This window comes from Sorangium sp. So ce327 (assembly GCF_051530205.1).
Classification (GTDB): domain Bacteria; phylum Myxococcota_A; class Polyangia; order Polyangiales; family Polyangiaceae; genus Sorangium; species Sorangium cellulosum_B.
In genome coordinates this window covers 10,253,192-10,273,159 of sequence record NZ_CP150330.1, presented here as the reverse complement: position 1 = coordinate 10,273,159, position 19,968 = coordinate 10,253,192, and the positions used below count along the sequence as shown (strand labels likewise).

14 protein-coding genes are annotated in these 19,968 nt (G+C 70.0%); 5 read left to right on the top strand and 9 right to left on the bottom strand.

Features of this window, described 5'->3' with window-relative positions; all coding sequences use genetic code 11:
* The first annotated feature begins 83 nt into the window (after positions 1-83).
* Entirely contained in the window at positions 84-1,676 is a 1,593-nt protein-coding gene (locus tag WME95_RS38425; RefSeq protein ID WP_437904276.1) for an FAD-dependent oxidoreductase, read from the top strand.
* A gap of 66 nt (positions 1,677-1,742) precedes the next feature.
* Here WME95_RS38425 and WME95_RS38420 read toward each other — a convergent pair whose 3' ends face one another.
* Together WME95_RS38420 and WME95_RS38415 are read right to left on the bottom strand one after the other, a co-directional pair.
* On the bottom strand, positions 1,743-2,900 hold the full coding sequence (locus WME95_RS38420) for an RCC1 domain-containing protein (protein WP_437904275.1): 1,158 nt from the start codon (positions 2,898-2,900) through the stop codon (positions 1,743-1,745).
* Between the two features lie 500 nt (positions 2,901-3,400).
* Positions 3,401-4,300, bottom strand: a complete 900-nt coding sequence (locus WME95_RS38415) for an SGNH/GDSL hydrolase family protein (protein ID WP_437904274.1) — start codon at positions 4,298-4,300, stop codon at positions 3,401-3,403.
* A gap of 394 nt (positions 4,301-4,694) precedes the next feature.
* Here WME95_RS38415 and WME95_RS38410 point away from each other — a divergent pair, with 394 nt between their 5' ends.
* Positions 4,695-5,570 (top strand): helix-turn-helix domain-containing protein, encoded by an 876-nt coding sequence (locus tag WME95_RS38410; RefSeq protein WP_437904273.1) that lies wholly within the window; start codon positions 4,695-4,697, stop codon positions 5,568-5,570.
* Between the two features lie 23 nt (positions 5,571-5,593).
* Here WME95_RS38410 and WME95_RS38405 read toward each other — a convergent pair whose 3' ends face one another.
* The 7 genes from WME95_RS38405 to WME95_RS38375 all read right to left on the bottom strand — a co-directional run bounded on the left by WME95_RS38405 (position 5,594) and on the right by WME95_RS38375 (position 16,338).
* The gene (locus WME95_RS38405; RefSeq protein ID WP_437904272.1) at positions 5,594-6,724 is read right to left on the bottom strand and encodes a polysaccharide deacetylase family protein; all 1,131 of its coding nucleotides are present in this window, start codon (positions 6,722-6,724) and stop codon (positions 5,594-5,596) included.
* 67 nt (positions 6,725-6,791) lie between these two features.
* Positions 6,792-8,117 carry a glycosyltransferase gene (locus WME95_RS38400; RefSeq protein WP_437904271.1) on the bottom strand — a complete coding sequence of 442 codons (1,326 nt, stop codon included), beginning with the start codon at positions 8,115-8,117 and terminating at the stop codon, positions 6,792-6,794.
* Between the two features lie 751 nt (positions 8,118-8,868).
* Positions 8,869-9,276: a hypothetical protein gene (locus WME95_RS38395; protein ID WP_437904270.1), complete on the bottom strand. Its 408-nt coding sequence runs from the start codon at positions 9,274-9,276 to the stop codon at positions 8,869-8,871.
* Between the two features lie 296 nt (positions 9,277-9,572).
* A complete protein-coding gene (locus WME95_RS38390) occupies positions 9,573-10,646 on the bottom strand; it encodes a cyclase family protein (RefSeq protein ID WP_437904269.1) in 1,074 nt (357 codons plus the stop codon).
* Positions 10,647-10,847: 201 nt separating this feature from the next.
* On the bottom strand, positions 10,848-12,131 hold the full coding sequence (locus WME95_RS38385) for a PAS domain-containing protein (protein ID WP_437904268.1): 1,284 nt from the start codon (positions 12,129-12,131) through the stop codon (positions 10,848-10,850).
* Between the two features lie 44 nt (positions 12,132-12,175).
* Positions 12,176-14,401 carry a cytochrome c peroxidase gene (locus tag WME95_RS38380; protein WP_437904267.1) on the bottom strand — a complete coding sequence of 742 codons (2,226 nt, stop codon included), beginning with the start codon at positions 14,399-14,401 and terminating at the stop codon, positions 12,176-12,178.
* 131 nt (positions 14,402-14,532) lie between these two features.
* Positions 14,533-16,338: a hypothetical protein gene (locus WME95_RS38375; protein WP_437904266.1), complete on the bottom strand. Its 1,806-nt coding sequence runs from the start codon at positions 16,336-16,338 to the stop codon at positions 14,533-14,535.
* A gap of 335 nt (positions 16,339-16,673) precedes the next feature.
* Between WME95_RS38375 and WME95_RS38370 the strand changes: the two genes are divergently transcribed.
* The 3 genes from WME95_RS38370 (at position 16,674) to WME95_RS38360 (ending at position 18,791) form a co-directional block, all read left to right on the top strand.
* Positions 16,674-17,303, top strand: coding sequence for an NAD(P)-dependent oxidoreductase (locus WME95_RS38370; protein ID WP_437904265.1), 630 nt, complete (start codon positions 16,674-16,676; stop codon positions 17,301-17,303).
* A gap of 31 nt (positions 17,304-17,334) precedes the next feature.
* A complete protein-coding gene (locus WME95_RS38365; protein WP_437904264.1) occupies positions 17,335-18,240 on the top strand; it encodes a sigma-70 family RNA polymerase sigma factor in 906 nt (301 codons plus the stop codon).
* A gap of 149 nt (positions 18,241-18,389) precedes the next feature.
* On the top strand, positions 18,390-18,791 hold the full coding sequence (locus WME95_RS38360; protein ID WP_437904263.1) for a hypothetical protein: 402 nt from the start codon (positions 18,390-18,392) through the stop codon (positions 18,789-18,791).
* Positions 18,792-19,968 lie beyond the last annotated feature (1,177 nt).

Here is a 19,968-nt window from a genome sequence, read left to right as displayed (position 1 = left end):
TGTTCGCATCGGCAGCCGGTTGACAACAAATCCGATGCGATACACTGTATCGTAGTGATACACTGTATCAAAGGACGGTTCTCATGCACGTAGAATCGACGTCGGTGCTCGTGGTCGGGGGCAGCCTGGTCGGCCTGTCGGCCGCGGTGTTCCTGGCCTGGCGAGGTGTGCGCACGGTGCTTGTCGAGCGGCACGCTGGCAGCTCGCCGCATCCACGCGCGATCGGCTACACGCCGAGGACGCTGGAGCTCTACCGCGCGGTCGGGCTTGGGCCGCACATCCCGCAGGTGCCGCCCGGCTTTCGGCTGCGCCGGGCTCGGGTCGAGAGCCTGGCCGGGGCGTGGTTCGAGGAGGTCCCGTGGACGCCCGGGGAGCAGGTGGCGCCCGCGATCGAGCGCTCGCCGTGCTCGGGTGCCGCGATCGCCCAGGATCGTCTCGAGCCCAGGCTTCGAGACAGGGCGGTCGAGCTCGGCGCCGACGTGAGGCTCGGGACCGAGCTGACCCGCTTCGAGCAGGACCCGGGCGGCGTGACCGCCTGGCTGCGCGAGCGCGACGGGCGAGAGGTCGCGCTGCGCGCTTCCTACCTGGTGGCGGCGGACGGCCACCGCAGCGCGATCCGCGAGGCGCTCGGGATCGGCCGCGCCGGGAGAGGGCACATCCGGACGGTGCGCAGCGTCCTCTTCCGGGCTCCGCTCGAGGAGTACCTTCGAACGGGGGTCACGCAGTTCGCGATCGAGCAGCCGGGCTTCAGCGCGTTCCTCACCACGTACGGCGATGGCCGCTGGGTGCTGATCTTCTGGGATGACGAGGAGCGCGACGCGGCGACGTTGAGAGCGCTGATCTCCAGGGCGATCGGCAGGGCTGATCTGGAGATCGAGATCGTCACCACCGGGCGCTGGGAGATCAGCGCCTTCGTCGCCGATCGATTCACGTCCGGCAGGGTGTTCCTCGCCGGGGATGCCGCGCACACGCTGCCGCCCAACCGGGGCGGTTACGGCGCGAACACCGGCATCGAGGACGCCCACAACCTCGCGTGGAAGCTCTCTGCCGTCCTCTCCGGCGCGTCGGCGCCGGAGCTGCTCGACACGTATGACGCCGAGCGGCGCCCGATCGCGTGGCTCCGGCATCACCAGATCTTCGCCCGGGAAGACTACAAGGCGCACGCGGGCGGGACCGCCGGAGGCGCGCCGATCCTCGACGACGACGCCATGGAGCTCGGGCAGCTGGTCCGATCGACGGCGGTGCTCGGCGCCGGCGACGGGCTCCCGCCGGCATTGCGGCCCGAGCAATGGGCGGGTCAGCCCGGCACGCGCGCGCCGCACGCGTGGGTGGTGAGGGGCGGAGAGCGGCTGTCGACGCTCGATCTGTTCCAGCGACGCTGGGTGCTGCTCACCGAGGACGCGCGGTGGCGCCCCGCCGCAGCGCAGGTCGGTGAGCAGCTCGGCATCGAGCTCGAATGCGTCTGCATCGGCGCGGAGGTGCTGCCATCCGAGGAAGGAGCGTTCTGCAAAGCGTTTGGCCTCGGGGCCGGGGGAGCGTCGCTGGTCCGCCCGGACGGCTATGTGGCGTGGCGCTCGCTCGATCTGCCGGCGGATCCGCGCGGCGCGCTCGCCGATGCCCTCGGGCGGGTGTCGTCCGCCGCGCGCCGCGCCGGCGGGCCCGCCGCCCTCACGTAGGTGGTCGCCTGAGCGCGTCCTTGGTTGGCCGGGAAGTCATGGCGAGCCGCCCGGCTCCCCGACGGCTCACGGCAGCGCGACGCTGACGGGCGTGCTGCTCCCGGTGGTGCTTCCGTTGCCGAGCTGCCCAAAGGTGTTGGTGCCCCAGCACTTGGCTCCGCCGCCCGAGATGGCCGCGCATGTCGACACGTATCCTCCAGCGATCCGCGTCACATTGCTGAGGCTCGAGACGGAGACCGGTGATGTCCTGCTGGTCCATGTGCCGTCCCCCAGCTGATAGTTACCGTTCAGGCCCCAGCAGGACGCGCCCCCGCCGGCGTGAACCACGCAGACATAGTTGTAACCGGCGCTGATCGACACAGCGTCGCTGATCCCGGTGACGGTAACCGGAGTGGTGTTGTAGACGGGCGACGTCGAGCCTATCCCGAGCTCACCAGAACTGTTACTTCCCCAGCACTTCACGGTCCCATCGGACAGCAGGGCGCAGGTGTGATTGGAACCGAGCGACACGGCAGTTGCCGTCGAGATGCCTGTCACGCTCACAGGTGTTTGCCGGAGGGTCTGGGTGCCGTCTCCGAGCGAACCGAGGTAGTTGTCTCCCCAGCACGAGACGGCTCCCGTGCTGTGGAGGGCACAGGTGGAATATTGATTCGCTGCGACGGCCACCGCATCGGTAATACCATAGACCGTCACCGGCGTGACCTGATCGGTCGCCGCGTTCGTATCCCCGAGCTGCCCGTACATGTCCGATCCCCAGCACTGGATGGAGCCCCCGGAGAGCAATGCGCAGCTGTGGTCGTATCCGGTTGTCACGGCGATGACTCCCGAGGAGAGGCCCGAGACGGCCGTCGGCGCGTGACGTGCTGTACGGGTCCCATCGCCGAGCTTCCCGTAACCATTGCTCCCCCAGCAATAGACGGCCCCGCCGTCAACGGCGCAGGTGTGGTAGAAATTCGCCGCTATACCGACGACGCTGGACAGCCCCGGGACCTGCACCGGGCTGCTCGAGTTCGTGGTCGTCCCATCACCGAGCTCGCCGTCTCCGTTATAGCCCCAGCAGTACGCCGTGCCGTCGGTCAGCGCAGCACAGGCATGCGTGCTGCCGACCGTGAGCGCCACGGCGACGCTCAGGAGCTCCTCGCTCGACCCGACCTCCTCGGAGAGCTCCGCACCTTGCTCTCCTCCACACGCCACCAGCACCACGGCGGCACACAGCAGGGACATCGATCCTGACACCTTGTTCACATGAACCTCTCTTCGGTTGATGAAGGAACGACAAGACGACGGCGCACGCCTATCATGGTGTCGGATGTAAGCTCAACAACATTTTGATGTGCGTGGCGATTTCACGCACAGCAGGAAAACGACGCGGTCGGAGCGGCTCAAGGGGGGACGACCGAGGTTGCTGGCATCTACCAGCTCACCGTCAGGCTTTCATGCTGCTCACCCAGGCTCGGCAGCGTGGCTTGAAGGTCGCGCGCTCTCCGTGCGCGGCGCGCTCGACGAGCGAAGGACCGCAGCGAAGAGGCCGAACCGAAAGCGGAGGAAGATCCGGTACAGCGCGACGAACATGACAGCGCGCCGGCGCACGCAAGGGTGGTCGTCCATCGGCCGCTGCCGCGCCGTGCGCCGCGCGCGGGGACGGAACGCTCGTGATGTCGGGCAATCGCGCCGCCGCGCGCCCCGACCGGGGCGGCGGTCTCTCGATCGGGCTGGCGCCCGGATCACCTCAGGTAGTCGGAGATCGCGTCGTACCAGCGGCCCGCCATCCGGGCGTAGCCAGCCTTGTTGGGATGGACCCCGTCGCCGAGCTCGGACGTGGGGAAGTCCTTGAACTGATCGACGAAGACGACGTGCGCGCCCTTGCTGGCGCGCGCCTCGACCAGCGCGGGGATCTTCGCGTTGTACGTGCTCACCGGGTTCGCGCTGCTCGGGAGAGGAATGATGTTGCTCACGACGATCAGCGCGTCGGGCGCCTCGGCGATCAGCTCGTCGATGAGCGCGCCCAGGCGGGTGTCGGCGCCGTTCGGGTCTCGATACATGTCGTTGGTGCCGGCGTGGAGCAGCACGATGTGCGGCATCTCCCGGAGCCCCGGGGTCGGTATACGATTGGCGATCTGCTGGATGGTCTCTCCGCTGATGCCCTCGTGATTGCGGGGGAACGGCTTGCCATCGACCATCGCGGGGCCGTTCATCTGCTGCGTGCCCGTGAAGGTGACCTCGTGGCCGTCTTGCGTGGCAAGGTGGAAGAGCTCGACCCGGTAGCCGCCGTCGAAGCCGAGACCGAAGGTGATCGAGTCCCCGAGGGGCAGGATCTTGCAGGCGCCCGTCGCAGGGCAAGGCTGGAACCCTGTGTCGGGAGAGCCGCCACTGCCGCTCGATGCTTCCGCTGCGCTGCTGCTGCTGCTCGCGCCCCCATCCCCTCCGGCGCTGCTCGAGCTGCTGGAAGAAGCGCCACCGCCCGAGCCGCTGGTCGCCGTCGTGCTGCTCGCTCCGCTCGTCGTCGAGGAGACCCCGGAGCCCTCACCCGCGCTCGTCGTCTGGGCGTCGCCGGAGGAAGAAGCCCCTCCTCCGGAGCCGCCCGAGCCGTCGGACGACCCATCGGAAGCGCTGGAGCAGGCCATGGAACCGACCAAGAGAAGGCCCACGAGCGGAATCCCGCGGGCAAAGGTGCCGAATGCGCCACGGCGGACGAGCAGCGAAGAGGTCGAGGTGGACATGTGAGCCCCGCTCCCGGTCAGCGACCGAAGAAAATTGTGTTGTAAGCAGAGAGGGCGGGCGCTCGGCGCAATGCCACACCACCCGCACAGCCTCTGCGAGGAAGTGAAGGGAAGGGTACGTGGCGCTCGCAGAGAGGTCGTTCAAATTCCCGGCGAAGCTTTTCAGGATCCCGACGCGCGGGACCCGATCCACCCGGCGCCAGCGAGCAGAGGTGTGTGTGCGCTCACATGCCCAGCGCACGGGGGGCTTGACCCCCGTGTTCCTCGACGCCGACGATGCTCCGGGGCGACCCGAGGCATGACCGCGGAGTATTCAGCAAAGTACGGCGCGGCGCTCACCGGCTCGGACTGGGTGGGGCTGCCGCTCCGGATCGGGTATGTGCCCGAGAGCGGCCGGCTCGAGGGGCTGGAGGCGCAGAGCGACGCGGTCCTTGTGTGGACGGGAGGCCCCTCGCAGGTCGACATTCGCTTCGCGGAGCCGGCCTCGGGCGAGGTCCGGGAGCATTCCTTCGAGCGGCTCTCGGGAATGATGGACCTCTTGCCGCGGAGGACCAGGCTGTACAGCGTCGAGTGGCGGGGGCGGCCCTCCGTGTGCACGTCGGTGAACTTCCCCGAAGCATCCATGTTGGCGCTCTGCGCGTCTCCGTCCGGCGTGCTGGTCCCGGAGCGGGAGCCGCGGTTCGGTCTGGTCGACGCCCATGTCGTCGACCTTGTCCGTCGCCTGCAGGCGCAGGCCGAGGGGCAGGAGTACTTCGGGGCCGTCTACGTGCAGTCGCTCTGCCTGGCGCTGGCTTCCTACCTGTCGGCGCGGTACGGCGCGGGATCAGGGGCGGAGATCTCGCTGCGCAACGCGAGCCTCTCGAGGAGCCAGCGAACTCAGATCGAAAAATTCGTGGACAGCGAGCTCTCCTCGAACTTCGGGCTCGTCGACCTGGCGGGGCTGGTGGGCTATTCGCCGGACCATTTCTCGCGCCTGTTCAAGAGCGCCTTTCACCAGACTCCCCACCAGTACGTCATTTCGCGCCGCATCGAGAGGGCGATGACCATGCTCCAAGACGAGCGGCTGTCCATCGCGGAGATCGCGCTGGAGTGTGGCTTCTCCAATCAGGGGCACCTCACGACGGCGTTCAAGCGCCGCACGGGGACGACGCCGGGCGCCTATCGGAAGAAGTGAGCGGCCGCGCGCGGGTTCCGCGATCACTGGACCAGCGGGGCCGGCGGGCCCTCGGCTTCTTCCTGGGATCCATCGAGCGTCAGGCCCGGATCGACCGGCGCCACCGCGCTTCGCAGGGCGAGCTGCCGCTCCAGCAGCTGCTTGGTCCGCCGGACGCCCGACACCGAGCGGATGAGGCTCCGGTGATCCGCGCCGAAGTCGATCCGCGGCACCGAGAACGGCGCGTCGACGGAGCTACGGAATCCGCTGACGGTCGCATGGTCGCCAGGCCAGTTGGTCACGGCGCCCAGGAAGCCGAGCCGGCGAAGCGTCGCGCACTCGCGAGGACCGAAGTCCGTCCCCACGTGCCCGTTCGGATAACAGAAGATGGGGACCGGGCGCCTGGCCTCGGCGCGCAGGCGCGCCCAGGACACGTGGATCTCGTGCTTCGACTGCGCGTCGCTCGTCCTGGAGAGCACCGGATGGGTGACCGTGTGCGGACCGAACGTGATGCCGCGCGCCTCGCACGCGCGGACGTCATCCCACGACATGGGCGCGTACCGCGCGGGAGGGCGCGCCGGGAGATCGACCTCGGCCGCGTCGGCGAGCCGCTGGATGGCGCGGAGCTTCTCGGTCTCGGGCACGCGCTTACACCGCTCCATGAAGCGCCGCGCGAGCTGCGCCCGCGGGACGCCGTCGTGCAGGCGGATGACGTGGTGGATGCCGCCCACCATCACGCTGAGCTCGCGGCGCCGCGTCGTCTCGAACACGTGCTCCACGCGGTGCCACCAGCACCACAGATGGCCGTCCAGATAGCCGCTCACCACGAAGATGGTGGCCGGGCAATCGAACTCCGCGAAGATCGGCGCGGCGACCGTCGCCTGGTCGATCGTGCCGTCATCCATCGTGAACGCGACGGCCCGGTCGATGGGCGGCTCCTCGCCCGCGAGGCCCCGGAACACCCGCTCGAGCGACACGAGCGGATACCGCTCGCGTCGCAGGAACTGCAGCGCGCGCCGGAGGGCGCGCGGATCGAGGCCCTCGATCCCGCGATCCGGGTCGGCGAGCCGATGCATCACGATGATGGTCGAATGGCCGTGCATCATCGGTGTGAATGGCCGCGTCGCCCAGGGCGAGGCCAGGAGATCCGAGAGCCATCGCATTGCGTTCGACATGAGTCGTCCCCCCTCGAGAGCGTTTGAAAGCAGCAGCGTTCGGCGACGGCGGCGCTCCGCCGCGCGATCAGCTCGCGAGCGGCGCCGGCGAGCGCGACGACGGGTGATCGCCGAGAGCTCGCCCGCCGTCGCGGTGCGGGGCGGCGGTGGTTGCGCGCGGCGCCGGGTCCGCGCCCCAGATCCGGGCGAGCAGGGCGCTCGGGCGGACCGCGGCGGCGCGCCGCGAATGCCGCAGGAGCAGCAGCGCGTACAGATCCATGTAACGCTCGGCCATCCGGATGGCCGAGTAGCGCCGGAGCGCGAGCATCCGGCCGCTACGGCCCATCTGCGCGGCGCGGGCGGGATTGGCGTGGAGCTCCGAGAGCCTCGCGGCGAGCGGCGCTACCTCGTCGGACGGCACGAGGTAGCCCGTCTCCCCGTGGACGAGCACGGTGGACACGCCGCCCACGTCGGTCGCAACGACCGGAAGCCCAGCGGCCATCGCCTCGAGGAGCGCGAGCGGCAGGCCCTCGGAGAGGGAGGGCAGCGCGAACACGTCGAGCGCGGCGAGGAGCGCCGGCACGTCGTGGCGCTCGCCGGCGAACAGCACGCGCTCGGACACCCCGAGCTCGCGCGCGAGGGCGTCGAGCCGCGCTCGCTCGGCGCCCTCGCCGACGAGGAGCACCCTTCCGTTCCGGGGCAGCGACGTCGCGGCGGCGCGCACGAGCAGCGCGTGGTTCTTCACGGGAGAGAGGCGCCCCACGCTCCCGACGACCCAGGCGTCTCGTGGAATCGCGAGCTCGGCCCGCACCCGCACCCTCGCCGCCGGATCCGGCGCGAACCGCGATAGATTGATGCCGTTCACGACGACATGCAGCTTCGGCGGGTCGACCTCGCGCCGGCCGAGGACGACCGCCGCGGTCGGCTGCGACACCGCGACGTGAGCATCGACGAACGCGGACGCGGCGCGGCGCAGCCAGCTCCGTCCTTGCATGTCCTGAGACACGCCGTGCTTCGTGTGGATGACGGGGACCCGGTGCAGCCATCCGGCGGGCGCCGCGTAGATGAGCGAAAGGTGGTTGTGCGCGTGGACGAGCGTGACGCCCTTCGTCGCGAACAGCGCGGCGAGGCGGGCGGTGAGCGTCGCGTCGAACCCCGGGCATTTCGGCGCGAGGTGCACCTCGACCCCGCGCCGCCGGAGCTGCTCGGCGCGCGGGCCGTCCGGATCCTCGGCGATCGCGACCGCCAGCACGTCATGACCCGCGGCGCGCTGGGACGCGGCGAGATCGACGACCACCTGCTCGGCGCCGCCGATCTGGAAGCTGCTCACCACGTGCGCGATGGCGAGCCGCCGGGAGGCCCGTGAATCCTTGAGAACACGAGCCTCGATACCGCAATCGGTCCGTACCACCATACCCCTCTCCCCCCATCGAGTAGACTGTCGATCTCTCGACTCGACCGCTCATCGAGCGCCAGGCATGCCTCGCTGTCCTCCCGCCGCGCCGTGGCTCTCCGGTACGGAACACACCGTCCAGGGCATCGCGAGCGCGAAACCGGGACGGATGAGGCCTCGACCTGGCAGATCGACACGAGCGCTGCAACACGCCGCATGACCAGATTGCGGACGGCAGGGGCGCGACTCGCATCCACTATACGGCGAATTCGCGAACTGACAAGCACATCGCACAACAAACGGGAAGACCGGAGTAAGGGGGCCGCAAAGCTCAATAAGGACATGGGCAGCGGCCCAGGAGTGGTGATCCGTCCCAGTCTTCGACTGGCCACGTCCCTCGCGGGCTCTCGCCGGCCCAGGTGCTCGCCGAGAGCCCGCGTGGGCGGCCGGTCGCTGGCCATGAAATCCGTTTATTTTCGCCAGGTTACAAGAATCGTCGCCGGCCAGTCACGAAAGGTGAGCCGCGTCTGGCTCGTCCGAGCACTGTAGAGGGCGTGCCGCGGCCCGGGCCGGGGGGCGACCTGGGATGGCGCGTGGTTGGCAGCCGTTCGCTCTGCGGCGGCGCCGGGGGTGACTTCGGATCATCGTCTCCTCACGGAGCATGGGATACCGCGATGGATATCGCCGGACGGAGGACACCTCGACGCGGATCGCAGGCGGCGCAGCCGCGCGCGTCTGGGGGGGGCTGCGCCGATCGCGACCGCGACCCGCGTCAACGGATGCGCGCGGGTGCTTCTCGGAGGTACTCGAGCAGCCGGGCCTCGTCGCTGCCGATCATCCGATCGATGCCGTCCTCGCGGACATGGCGCTGGATCTGCAGCGCCCCCGCGGGCGTCCGCACGAGGATGGCGACGCGCCGGAAGCGGCCCATCACGGGCGGCCGAATCCGCTGCATCGCCGCCTCGAACTGCGGGTCGTTCCGCCCCACGGCGGCGCGCAGATCGATGAGCAGACACAGCCGATGGCGGTCGACCCGGTCGAGCGCGCGGCTCACCTCCATCCACAGCTCCTCGAACTGCACGACAGACTCGGACGGCAGCGCGCTCCGCGTGACCCGGGCGATCTGCGAAACCGGGTCGATCGTCACCGTGTGGTGCGCGTTGCGGAGGAGCTCGAGCATGGCCAACGACCATTCTATCAGACCCAGAGCAGCGGAGCGAGCTGGCCTGGCACCCCGGGTGGAGCTGCCGAGTTCGCCGGCGTGGCCTGATTGTTCCTTCGACGCCGCGGGAAGAGACGCCTCGGACACGTCCTGGAAACCAGCCCGGCGAGCCCCACAGCGTGAATCGCTCTGACGCGCAGTGGCAACCCCTGGACAGGAGGGGCGAGGGATGCGCTCGGCTGGCAGAATGGTCCAGGGGCATCAACGCTTCGCCGGGTGACGCGGGCGCGCGCGGCCCCGTGTCGCCGATCCGCTCACCGGATCGCGAGCGGGATGCCCGGTGATCCGGACGCGCCCCGGAGGGGCAGCGGGCTGTAGACGTAGAAGAACTCGTAGGGGCTCTTGTGGCCGTGGGGCCGCTCCTGGAGCTCCGCGGCCAGATCCGCGGCCAGCTCCGAGAGCACCATCACCTCGTGCATGAAGATTCCGCTCTTCACCAGCAAGTGATGGTGCACCGGGAAGACCACCCCCGGCGCCACCGGAGGCTTCGGCGGGGTGACCTCGATGCCGAAGTTGTCCGACCCGACGCAGGCGATGCCCTTCGAGGAGAGCCACTTCGCGACCTCGATCCCGATCCCCGGCTGGGCCAGCCCCACGCCTGGCTGCGTGTAATACCCCTCGGTGCCGAGCTCCCAGTTCTCCTCCCAGCCCGTGAAGATCAGCACGACGTCGCCGACGCCGATGTCGCGCTCGTCCATTTTCTGCGCGCGCAGCGTCTTCTTCACCATGGCCAGCGTGATCTCCTGGCCGAACGCGAGCGTCTGCCCGCCGTTCGCGTAGCGCTTGACGTCGAGGAGCACGCCGCGCGTGACGAGCGGCTTCACGTGCTCGACGCCGAGGTGCGCGAGCCCGTCCTCCGTGAGGATCTCGGCGCCGGTGAACTGATTGTAGAAGAGCGCGTCGGCGGGGTCCGTGCTCCCGGGCGGGATGTAGCCGAAATGGCCCAGCGCGTCGAACTCCGTCCCCATCTGGCCGAACTCCCCGTGCATCACCTCGGAGTTCGTGACCTGCTGCTGGATGACCGCGGTCGGGCCGGCCTCCAGGGAGAGCCCCTGGTTGCCCGGGAACGTCGGCATACCGGGCTCGTAGACGTGACCCAGACGATAGACCTTGCCCTCCTTGATCAGGCGCTTGCCCTCGAGGACCTTGTCCGGCGTCTGCGTGTTGGAGGCGCCCGCCTCGTCGTCAGGGCCCCACGGCGAGGGACCGGGCACTGGATCGTAACTCTCCAGCATCGGCACGCCGCGGGCCAGCGCTGCCCCCGCGACCAGGCTGACAGCCATGGTCACCACGATCGCGCCACGCAACGGCATCACTCCAGGCTTCATAGGCAACCTCCTGGGTCACATCGCACGTTGTACCGACATCGCCCCGCGCTCCGTCATGGGCGCGGGCGCATCTCATCCCTAGAGTACACCGTCAGGGGCGCCAGTAACCTGCTCTCCCGAGGTCCTCGGGGGCTTCGCCAATTCGGTGAAGGCCTTGTGCGTATCCGCGTACACCCGGTCGCTCGGTGGGAGCGCGCTCGGTCACCAGCGGAGCCGGCGCCCGAGCGCGTAGGCGATGCCGCTCTCCAGGGTCCCTTTGGTGACGATGCCGCTCAGATCGGCGCCCATCGTCGTGAGGGTCTGCGCGATCTGCGGCTTGATCCCGGTGAGCACGACCCGGGTGCCGAGCAATCCCGCGGCCCTGGCCGCGTCGACGAACGATTTCGCCACCCGCTCATCGACGACCTTCACCCCGGTGATGTCGAGGATGGCGATCCTGGCCTGCTGGGCGGCGATCCCTTCAAGCAACGTCGTCAGGATCTGCTCGGCGCGCGCGGGGTCGACGCTCCCGACGATCGGCATCGCGACGACGCCGGGCGCCAGCGGCAGGAGCGGCGTGATGAGCTCCTGGATCGTCGCCTGCTGCATCTCGATGAGCTGCCGCTGCATCTCCGCGCGCTCGGCCTCGGCCTGCTTGGCTCGGCTGATGTCCACCGAGATCGTCCCGACCGCGTAGATCTCCCCCTCGGCGTCGCGGATGGGGAACTTGGTCGACAGGTAGGTGCGCGGACCGTTCGGGAAGACGAGCACATGCTCGGAGGCGGCCGGGCGTCCGGCGACCGCCACCTCTTCATTGGCCTTTCGTATCGAGGCGGCGGCCGGCGGCGGGAGAAGGTCGTAGACGACCCGCCCCAGCAATTCCTCGCGGCTCATCCTGTAAAACGACTCGATTTCGCGGTTCACGAGGAGGAGCCGGCCCGCGGCGTCCACCGCGACCATCATGGACGGCGTGTATTCGAGGAACCCATGGAGCAGGCTCTCACTCCGCTCGAGCATCTGCTCGGTATGCTTGCGCGCGGTGATGTCGTGCGCCGACCCCAGCATCCGCCGCCCCGGTCGCTCCGGATCGCGGCCGAGCGCGACGCCTCGCTCGACGAACCATCGCCAGCCGCCGTCGCGACCGCGCACGCGGTACTCCACCGTCGCCTGCTCCCCGCTCTCCGAGGCGGCCACGCGAGCCCGGTACTCCTCGATGCGACCGATATCGTCCGGATGGACGATCGGTGACAGGTCGTCGCCGCGGGGCGAGCCCGCCGCGGCTCCGCCGCCCTCTCCGAGGAGATCGGCGAGCTCCCGGTTCCAGTAGACGTACCGCCCCTCATCGAGATCGAGCACGTAAACGAGGCTGGGCAGCGCCTCGAGCAAGCGCTCCGGGAGGCCGCGGCCGGCCGCCTCCAGCTCGGCGACGCGGGAGCGCAGGCGCTGCACTTCCTTCTGCAATGCGTCCAGCTCCGCCTCGAGCGCCACGGTCTTCTGCGCGTCCATCACCCTTCCAGGGCGATGGTATCCCAGCCCCGGGCTGAGGTGGGTCACAATTTTCCTGGGTATCCGGGTTCTAGCACGATCGCGCGCGACGCCTCGTCGAGCGCGATGTCGGCGCGGGGGATCTCGCCCGTCAGGCTGTCGAGCCAGCGGGTGATCAGGTGTACCTCCTTGTCGGCCAGCTCCTTCCCGAGCTGGTGTCTCGCCATCATCCTCACGGCCTCCTCCAGCGAGGAGACCGAGCCGTCATGGAAGTAGGGGCCTGTCTTGGCGACGTTGCGCAGGCTGGGCACCCGGAAGACCATCCAGTCAACGTCCCGCCGCGTGATCTCGTAGCGGCCCCTGTCCTTCGTGTCGGGCCAGGGCTTCACGAGCCCGGTCTTCTGGTACATCGTCGCGCCGAGGTCGGGCCCGAAGTGGCAGGAGACGCAGCCGAGCTCGACGAACAGGTTGAAGCCCGCCCTCTCCTCGGCGCTCAGCGCGGTCTTGTCCCCCTCGAGGAACACGTCCCAGCGGCTCCGCGTGAACAGCGTGGCCTCGAACGCCGCGAGCGCCCGCGCGACGTTGTCGAACGTCACGGCCTGCGGCTGCCCGGGAAACGCCAGCGCGAATGCCTGCCTGTATCCCCTGGACGAGCGCAGCGCCGCCTCGACGCCCTCGGGCGTCGACGCCATGGCGCTCCGGGCCTCTAGCTCTTCCTTGGCCTGATCCACGAGGTTGTTCTGCCGGCCATCCCACAGCAGCGTGGAGTAGCCGGCGACGTTGTAGACGCTCAGCGTGTTTCGCGGGGGCTCGAGACCCTCGCTCCCGCGCGATAACTTCCTGTGATCCACGCCCCAGGCCTCGAGCGGGTGGCACGAGGCGCAGGCGAGGTCGTGGTTCCTGGACAGGCGCGGATCGTGGAAGAGCATCCGGCCCAGCCTGATTTGCGCCGCGGCGGCCGGGTCCGGCGGCTTCGCCGGGCCGGCGGGCAGGGGCGCGAAGCTCGCGAGCCGCTCCGGCGCGATCGCCGAGGGCGCCGTCGGCGCCATGCGGGAGAGCCCGAAGGCGAGCAACGCGGCGGCCGCGACGGCGCCGCCCAGGATCGCGGTGAAGCCCCGCCGGGGCCGCGCCGGTGCGGCCGAGCTGGCAGCCGCGTTGTGCTGCAGGTCCGCCGCTCCCTCGGGGAGGGTGGATGTGACGAGCGGGCTCACGGACCGGTGCGAGCGCGGCTGTGCGTCGGCCGATGGCCGCTGCGAGGCGCTGGCGCGATGGGGCGATCTCTCGCCGGCGCTGCCGCTGTCTCCTCGCGCGGGTGAGAGCTGCTCGGTGGCCGCGAGGGATGGATCGCAGCGGTCAGGCTGCTCGCAGGCGTCGTCCGGCGCGCGGTAGCTGCGGATGTGCTCGACAGAGGCGCTGGCTGCCGGCGTCCCGAACGGCTCGATCGCCTGGGCCAGCTCGATGATCGTCTGTGGGCGCAGGCGTCGATCCTTCTGCAGGCAGCGCAGGATCGCGCTCTCGAGCGCCGCCGGCACGTCGACTCCCCATGCGCGGATGGCCGCGGGCGGGGCCTCGACGCCCGCGAGCAGGCTCTCCGGCGTCCAGCCGACCTCGAAGGGGCGGTGCCCGGTGATGAGCTCATACAGGATCACGCCGAGCGCCCAGATGTCGGAGCGCTCGTCTGCCCACTTCAAGCTGAGCGCCTGCTCGGGCGCCATGTACGGCATGGAGCCCGCGATCACGTTCGAGGTCGTGAGGCTCCCGGTCCCGTCCTCCACGGTGGATTTCGAGAGGCCGAAATCGAGCACCTTGATGAGCGCCGACCCGTGCTCGTCCCTCGCCAGGAACAGATTGGCCGGCTTCAGATCGCGGTGGACGATCCCGTGCGCGTGGGCCTCGGCGATCGCCTCGCACGCCTGCAAGACGAGGTCGACCGCCTCGGCGACGGGGAGGTGATCGCGCGCGCCGAGCACCTCCCGGAGATCGAGCCCCGTCAGGCGCTCCATGACCAGGTACGGCGTGCCTGCGTCGAGCAGGCCGGCGTCGAGCACGCGCACCACGTGCCTGTCCTGGAGCGACGCGGCGGCGCGGGCCTCGCGCAGGAAGCGCTCCACGGCGTCGGCCGTGCGCATGCAGCCGGGGAGCAGCAGCTTCAGCGCGACCGGCTGTCTCAGCGCCACGTGCTCCGCGGCGAGGACCACGCCCATCCCGCCGCGCCCGAGCACACGCTCGACCCGATACCTCTCTGCGAGGATCTCGCCCGGTGCTGGGACTCCAGGGATAGAGGCGTCCATGGTCTCTCGACGAGCTGGCGACGCGGAGAGGCACGGCCGCCCGGGCTCGGCGGCGCGACACGGCCTTGTGGCCGGGAACATGGGCGAGGCGATCCCGACCGGCAAGGGCCCGCAGCGGGCGAGCTGCGGTGTCAGGCCGGGAGGGCCGTATCCCGGGCCGCCAGCCGCCGGCGGCGCGCATCGCGGAGGCGCCTTGCCGGCAAGACGGCCAGCGCGAGGGCGAAGGCCATGAGGGTGGAAGCGCTGCGCGTCGGCTGACCTGGACCGCCAATGCGGCAGCCGCCACCCCCGCCGACGTCGGTCCCAGGACTGCCCGTACCAGCCGACGCCGTGCTACTGCCCGCGTTCCCGCCGCCGCCCGCAACACTGCTGCTCGCGTCGCCGCCGGCCTCACCGCCAGAGCCGCCGCCGCCCGCAACCGTGCTGCTCGCGTCGCCGCCGGCCTCACCGCCAGCGCCGCCGCTGCCCGCCTCACCGCCAGAGCCGCCGCTGCCCGCCTCACCGCCAGAGCCGCCGCCGCCCGCAACAGTGCTGCTCGCGCCGCCGCCGCCGGCCTCACCGCCAGCGCCGCCGCCGCCCGCAACAGTGCTGCTCGCGCCGCCGCCGCCGGCCTCACCGCCAGCGCCGCCGCCGCCGCCCGCGCCGCTGCTGCCCTCGGGCGCGCACTGGCCGGCCTCGCAGGAGCCGCTCAGGCAATCGGTGTCGGCCACGCACGCCGCGCCGTCCAGGGACGGCAGCGCGTACACATAGGCCGCGCCGCTTCGGTTCAGAGGGGCGCTGTGGTACGGCGCCCCGACGATCACGCTCCCGCCAGCGTATCCCGTGCTCCACCCGAAAAAGTCCAGCGTTTGCCCATCCGACGGCGCGAGCGTTCGCGCCTCCGTCCATGTTCCTTCTCCTCCGTGAAACACGGACACGATCCCCTTGTTGTCAGCCACGCCGACGAACCCGGCGACCACGGCGTTGTCCAGGAGCTGCACCCCTGTTGCCTCGCTCCCTCTCAAGGCGGGCACGAGCTTCGCCTGCTCGGTCCAGGCGCCGCCGCTCCGCGTATAGATGTACACCGCGCTCTTGGCTCCGATCGCCGCGGTGTCCCCGGCGAGATCGACCGAGAAGCCGAAGGACGCACGGGCGCTCATGTCATGCGGCAGGAGCTTCGCCTGTTGCGTCCAGCTGCCCCCATCACGCACGAACACGTAGGCCGAGCCGGCGAACTCGCTGCCTTCGGGCGAATCCGCTGCCGCGCCCACGATCGCCGTGTCACCCGACACGGCGACCGACCAGCCGAAGCCCCGAGGGCTGTCCTGAGGCACGAGCTCCACCCGCGGCGACCACGCGTCGCCCGTCCTCGTGAACGCAAATGCCTTGCCCAGCACGATGTCGATGTCCTCTCCCACCGTGCTCGCGACGACCGTGTCCCCACCGACGTCGACCGCCATCCTCGAGAAGCTCAACGCCGGATCCTCGGGGACGGTCAGCTTCGCTTGCTCCGACCAGGCGCCGTCGCTCCGGGCAAACACATAGACGCGCTCTTCGTACGGCCGCACCTCGTAGTTGGCGCTGGCCATGACGGCAGCGGTATCGCCGCCGAGGGCCACCTGACGGCCGAACACCATGCCGTTTTCGCCGTCGCTGGGCACGAGCGTGGCGTCGAGCGTCGCGGCCCCGCCGGTCACGGTGTAGACGTGCGCAGCGCCGCGGGTCAGGCTGTTCTCGTCCGGCGCTCCGATCAGCGCCGTGTCGCCGCTGCCCGCGACCGCGAATCCGAACACACGCTGGAGGGCCGGAGTCTCCTCGGTCAGCTTCTGGTCCTCGGTGACGGTGAGCGCCGCGCGCGCGGCCGCGAGCGGTCCTTCGTTCGGGCCTGGAGCGGCGCACGCCGCAGCGCAGAACGCTGTTGGAATCACGATCATGCGTTCGATTCGCCAAACCTTCATCGGGTGCACCTCGGAGCGCGGAGCGTAGCCGGAGCGCTGCCTCGTGGGAATCGGGGCGGAATCGCAGCGGTCCCGTGCCGGGCGCTGGCGCCGGCGCCTCCTGTGGTCAGCGGGAGGCGAAGACTCGCGGGGTGGGGGGCTCTGCTCCACGTCAGGTGGACGCCGCGTGCGACAGGAGAGGCGACTCTCCGCGCTGCCGCCGCTCGGCCGGTGGCGATGTCAGCGTGGAGGATGGGCAGGCCGAAGGAAGCCGAGGTGCCGAGGGGGCGCTCCCTCTCCTGAAAAATGCACGATCCTCGTCACATCTTCACCGCCTATCCGGTCTTCACGATGACATGCGACTCCTCGTACTCGGCGCGACCGGCAAGACCGGCAAACACATCCTCGACCTTGGCCTCGCGAGAGGCCATCGTCTGACCGCCTTCGTTCGATCCCCGCACAAGATCGCGCGCTGCGACGGCGCGCTGACCGTCGTCCAGGGCGACCCGCTGCAGGTCGAGCAGCTCGCGCGCGCCCTCGCCGGGCACGACGCTGTGCTCTCGGCGCTCGGCCCGCCCGCGCGCGAGGCGTTTCGGCCGAGCACGTTGCTCGCGGAGTGCGCCGCCAGCACCGTGGCCGCGATGACGACGGCGGGGGTGGAGCGCATCGCCGTCGTGTCGGCTGCGCTCCTGTTCCCGGAGAAAGGTCTCCGCTTCGCCCTGTTCCGCCGGCTCCTCACGCACCACCTGCGCGATCTCGTCGCGATGGAGACCGTCGTCCGGGCGAGCGGCTGCAACTTCACGATCGCGAGGCCGCCTCGGCTGGTCGACGCGCGCGACGAGGGCTACCGGAGTGAAGCTGAGGCGCTCCCAGCGGGCGCCGCGGTCATGTCGTTCCGTGCGGTCGCGGCGTTCTTGCTGGATTGTGTCGAGCAACGCACCCACGCGCGGGAGGTCGTCGGGCTCGCCAGGCGGCGGTCACCTTGAACACCGGGCTCATGGATGCGAGATCCTTCCGATGACGACGAGCTCCGCAGCGCGCCGGCTCGCCGCGTTCGAATCGTGTCGTCGGGACCTCGTCGTGCTCGCGTACCGCATGCTCGGCGACATGGGGCGCGCCGAGGACATGGTGCAGGAGGCCTGGCTTCGCTGGGAAGGCCACGAGGTCGAGGCGAGCTCTCCGAAGGCGTACCTGACGACGGTGGTCACACGCCTGTGCCTGAGCGAGCTCGACTCCGCCAGGGCGCGGCGCGAAGAGAGCCGCGCCGACAGGCTGCCAGAGCCCGTGGATCTCGACGAAGGAGGGATATCGCGCGTCGAGCGGATCGAGGAGGTGTCCATGGCATTCCTGGTGATGCTCCAGCGCTTGACGCCTGCGGAGCGCGCCGTGCTCCTGCTCCACGACGTGTTCGACTTCGAGCACCAGGAGATCGCAGCGCTGGTCGGCAACAACGCGGCGGCGTGCCGCAAGCTGCTCGAGCGCGCGCGCCAGCACATCGCCATGGAGCGGCGCGTCCTGATGGCGCGGCCCGACGAGCACCGGCGGCTGCTCCGAGCGTTCTTGAACGCCGCTTCGGCCGGGGACACGCGGGCGCTCGTGGAGCTCCTTGCGGAGGACGCGATCATGATCACCGACGGAGGGGCGGAGGGCCGCGCCGTCGGGCGGCAGCGCAACCTGCCGCGGCCGCTGGCCGGAGCGGCGCGCATCGCGGCGTTCGTGGCCGCGACGACGGCGGCGCGGAAAGGCGAGCTTCAGGTCGAAGAGCACGAGCTCAACGGGCAACCGGCAGTCGTGTTCTGGGCCGGGGATCGACCCTTCGCCGCGCTGCTGCTCGCGGTGGCCGACGGGAAGATCCAGCGGGTGTTCTTCCACGCAGACCTGAGCCGCCTTCGATATCTGGGTCGGCGTGGACTCCCGGCATGAATCGGGGATGATCGTCGCGCTCACTGTGCGCGCGTGGAGCTTGGCGGGCCCGACTCCGCGGATGAACCGATGCCGGTAGGGTGAGCGAGGCGTTCCATGCGGTGAACCCGATGCTTCCCTCTGCGCCAGCGCTGCGTTAATGGGGCAGCATGCAGAGCGTGTTGGAAGCGTTCACGGCGTGCGGGTGGGCGGCGTGGCTCGCCCTCCTGGCCGGGATAGCCGGCATCGCGATCGGCCTTGCGGGGGCGGGGATGCTGGCGACGAAGGCGCGCGGCATGGCCTGGATCCCGGGCGCCATCGCCGTGCTGCTGGGGCTCAGCGCCGTCTCGGTGGGGCTGCTCGGCCGATCCATCGGAATCGCCCGCGTGGAAGCGGCGCTCGGCTATTCGGGCATCGAGATCGACGCCACGCAGCGAGAGATAATCCGGCGCGCTGGCACGGAGGAGGCCAATCAGTGCGTGAACATCGGCGCCTCGATGGGCGTCCTGCCGTTCGTGATCGGCGCGGCCGCGGTCGGGATCGGGCTCGCGCTCCGCGACAAGCCGGCTTGAACTATTCGCGATGTGCACGAGGGACACTTGCGGGATCTGCTCGATGGCCCCGCACTCGCCTGAAAGTTCGCCGAGATGATGTTCCGCTGCGACGTCCGGCGAGAGCTGCCCGAGGTGCCGGTCTCCGCGCTCGTCATCCAGTGCACGCGCGACGACTTCCCTCACGGGATGGGACGAACAGCGCGCTGAAATGCCTGGAAACCAAGGATTTGTGCGATCGAATCGTCAGGGCGAAGTGTCAGCGCACCTCGCGGCCTAGCTCCGCCGGGGTCGAGGTCGAGGTGCAGAGCGACTCCGCCGACCATGAGGGCGCCGACCTCTCTCGCCGCGAACGTGTCCCGTGTCCCGAGGTGTCCTGACGTGTCCTGGACACGCCGTGAGCATCGTGTCCCGTGTCCCCCTAAAGGGGGAGAACGGACACGTACGCCGCGGGCGCGGCGCCGAAGAAGGCGCGGTGCTCGATCGGCAGCGCCCGGGTCGTCGGGTCCGCGCTCGCCGCAACCGCTACCGCGGCGCGGCCTGCGCGCTGACGGAGCGAAGCGGGTGGAACGGGGTCCGGGGCTTCAGCAAAGAGGCGTCGTTGCGCGACATCGCGCACCCATCTGCGCAGCGTGGTCCAGCCGGTGACGGCGCTGTCGCCGACGATCCCCGCGGGGGCCACGCGGCGCCGGACCTTTTGTGGCCGGCCCCGCGCCGCTGCTCCGCTCCTCGGGTGGACCTACCCCGTCGTGAGTTGGGCGTGCGAGCAACGATAGCTAGAAATCTTCGATGGTTGAACGGAAGGGGCCGAGATCGGGCATCAGCGGCGTCTTCGGCCGACGCGAATGTGCTGGGAGGGGCCCGTGGTGAGAATTTTGATCAGCTAACCGGATTGCACGGCGCCGCCACTCTCCGGACGCCATCGCCCTCGTTGTCCGTGCGGAGCGAGCACGCTCCATGATGGCCAGCTTCGCCGGGCAGGGCTCCTCGCCATCAAGAAGGATGCTCGATAAGAGGAGCTTCGGCATCAACGAGAGTGCGCGGTAATACCGCGCTGCGCGCGTGGCTCATGCAGCGGATCGAGCGTAAAGGCGGCGATGGGTCGGCTTGGCGGAATTAACCATCTGTCGAAGCGCCCGAACCCGACGCCGAGGAGAAGCAGCCGGCGGAGCTTCCCTCGACGTTGCCCCGCTCCGCG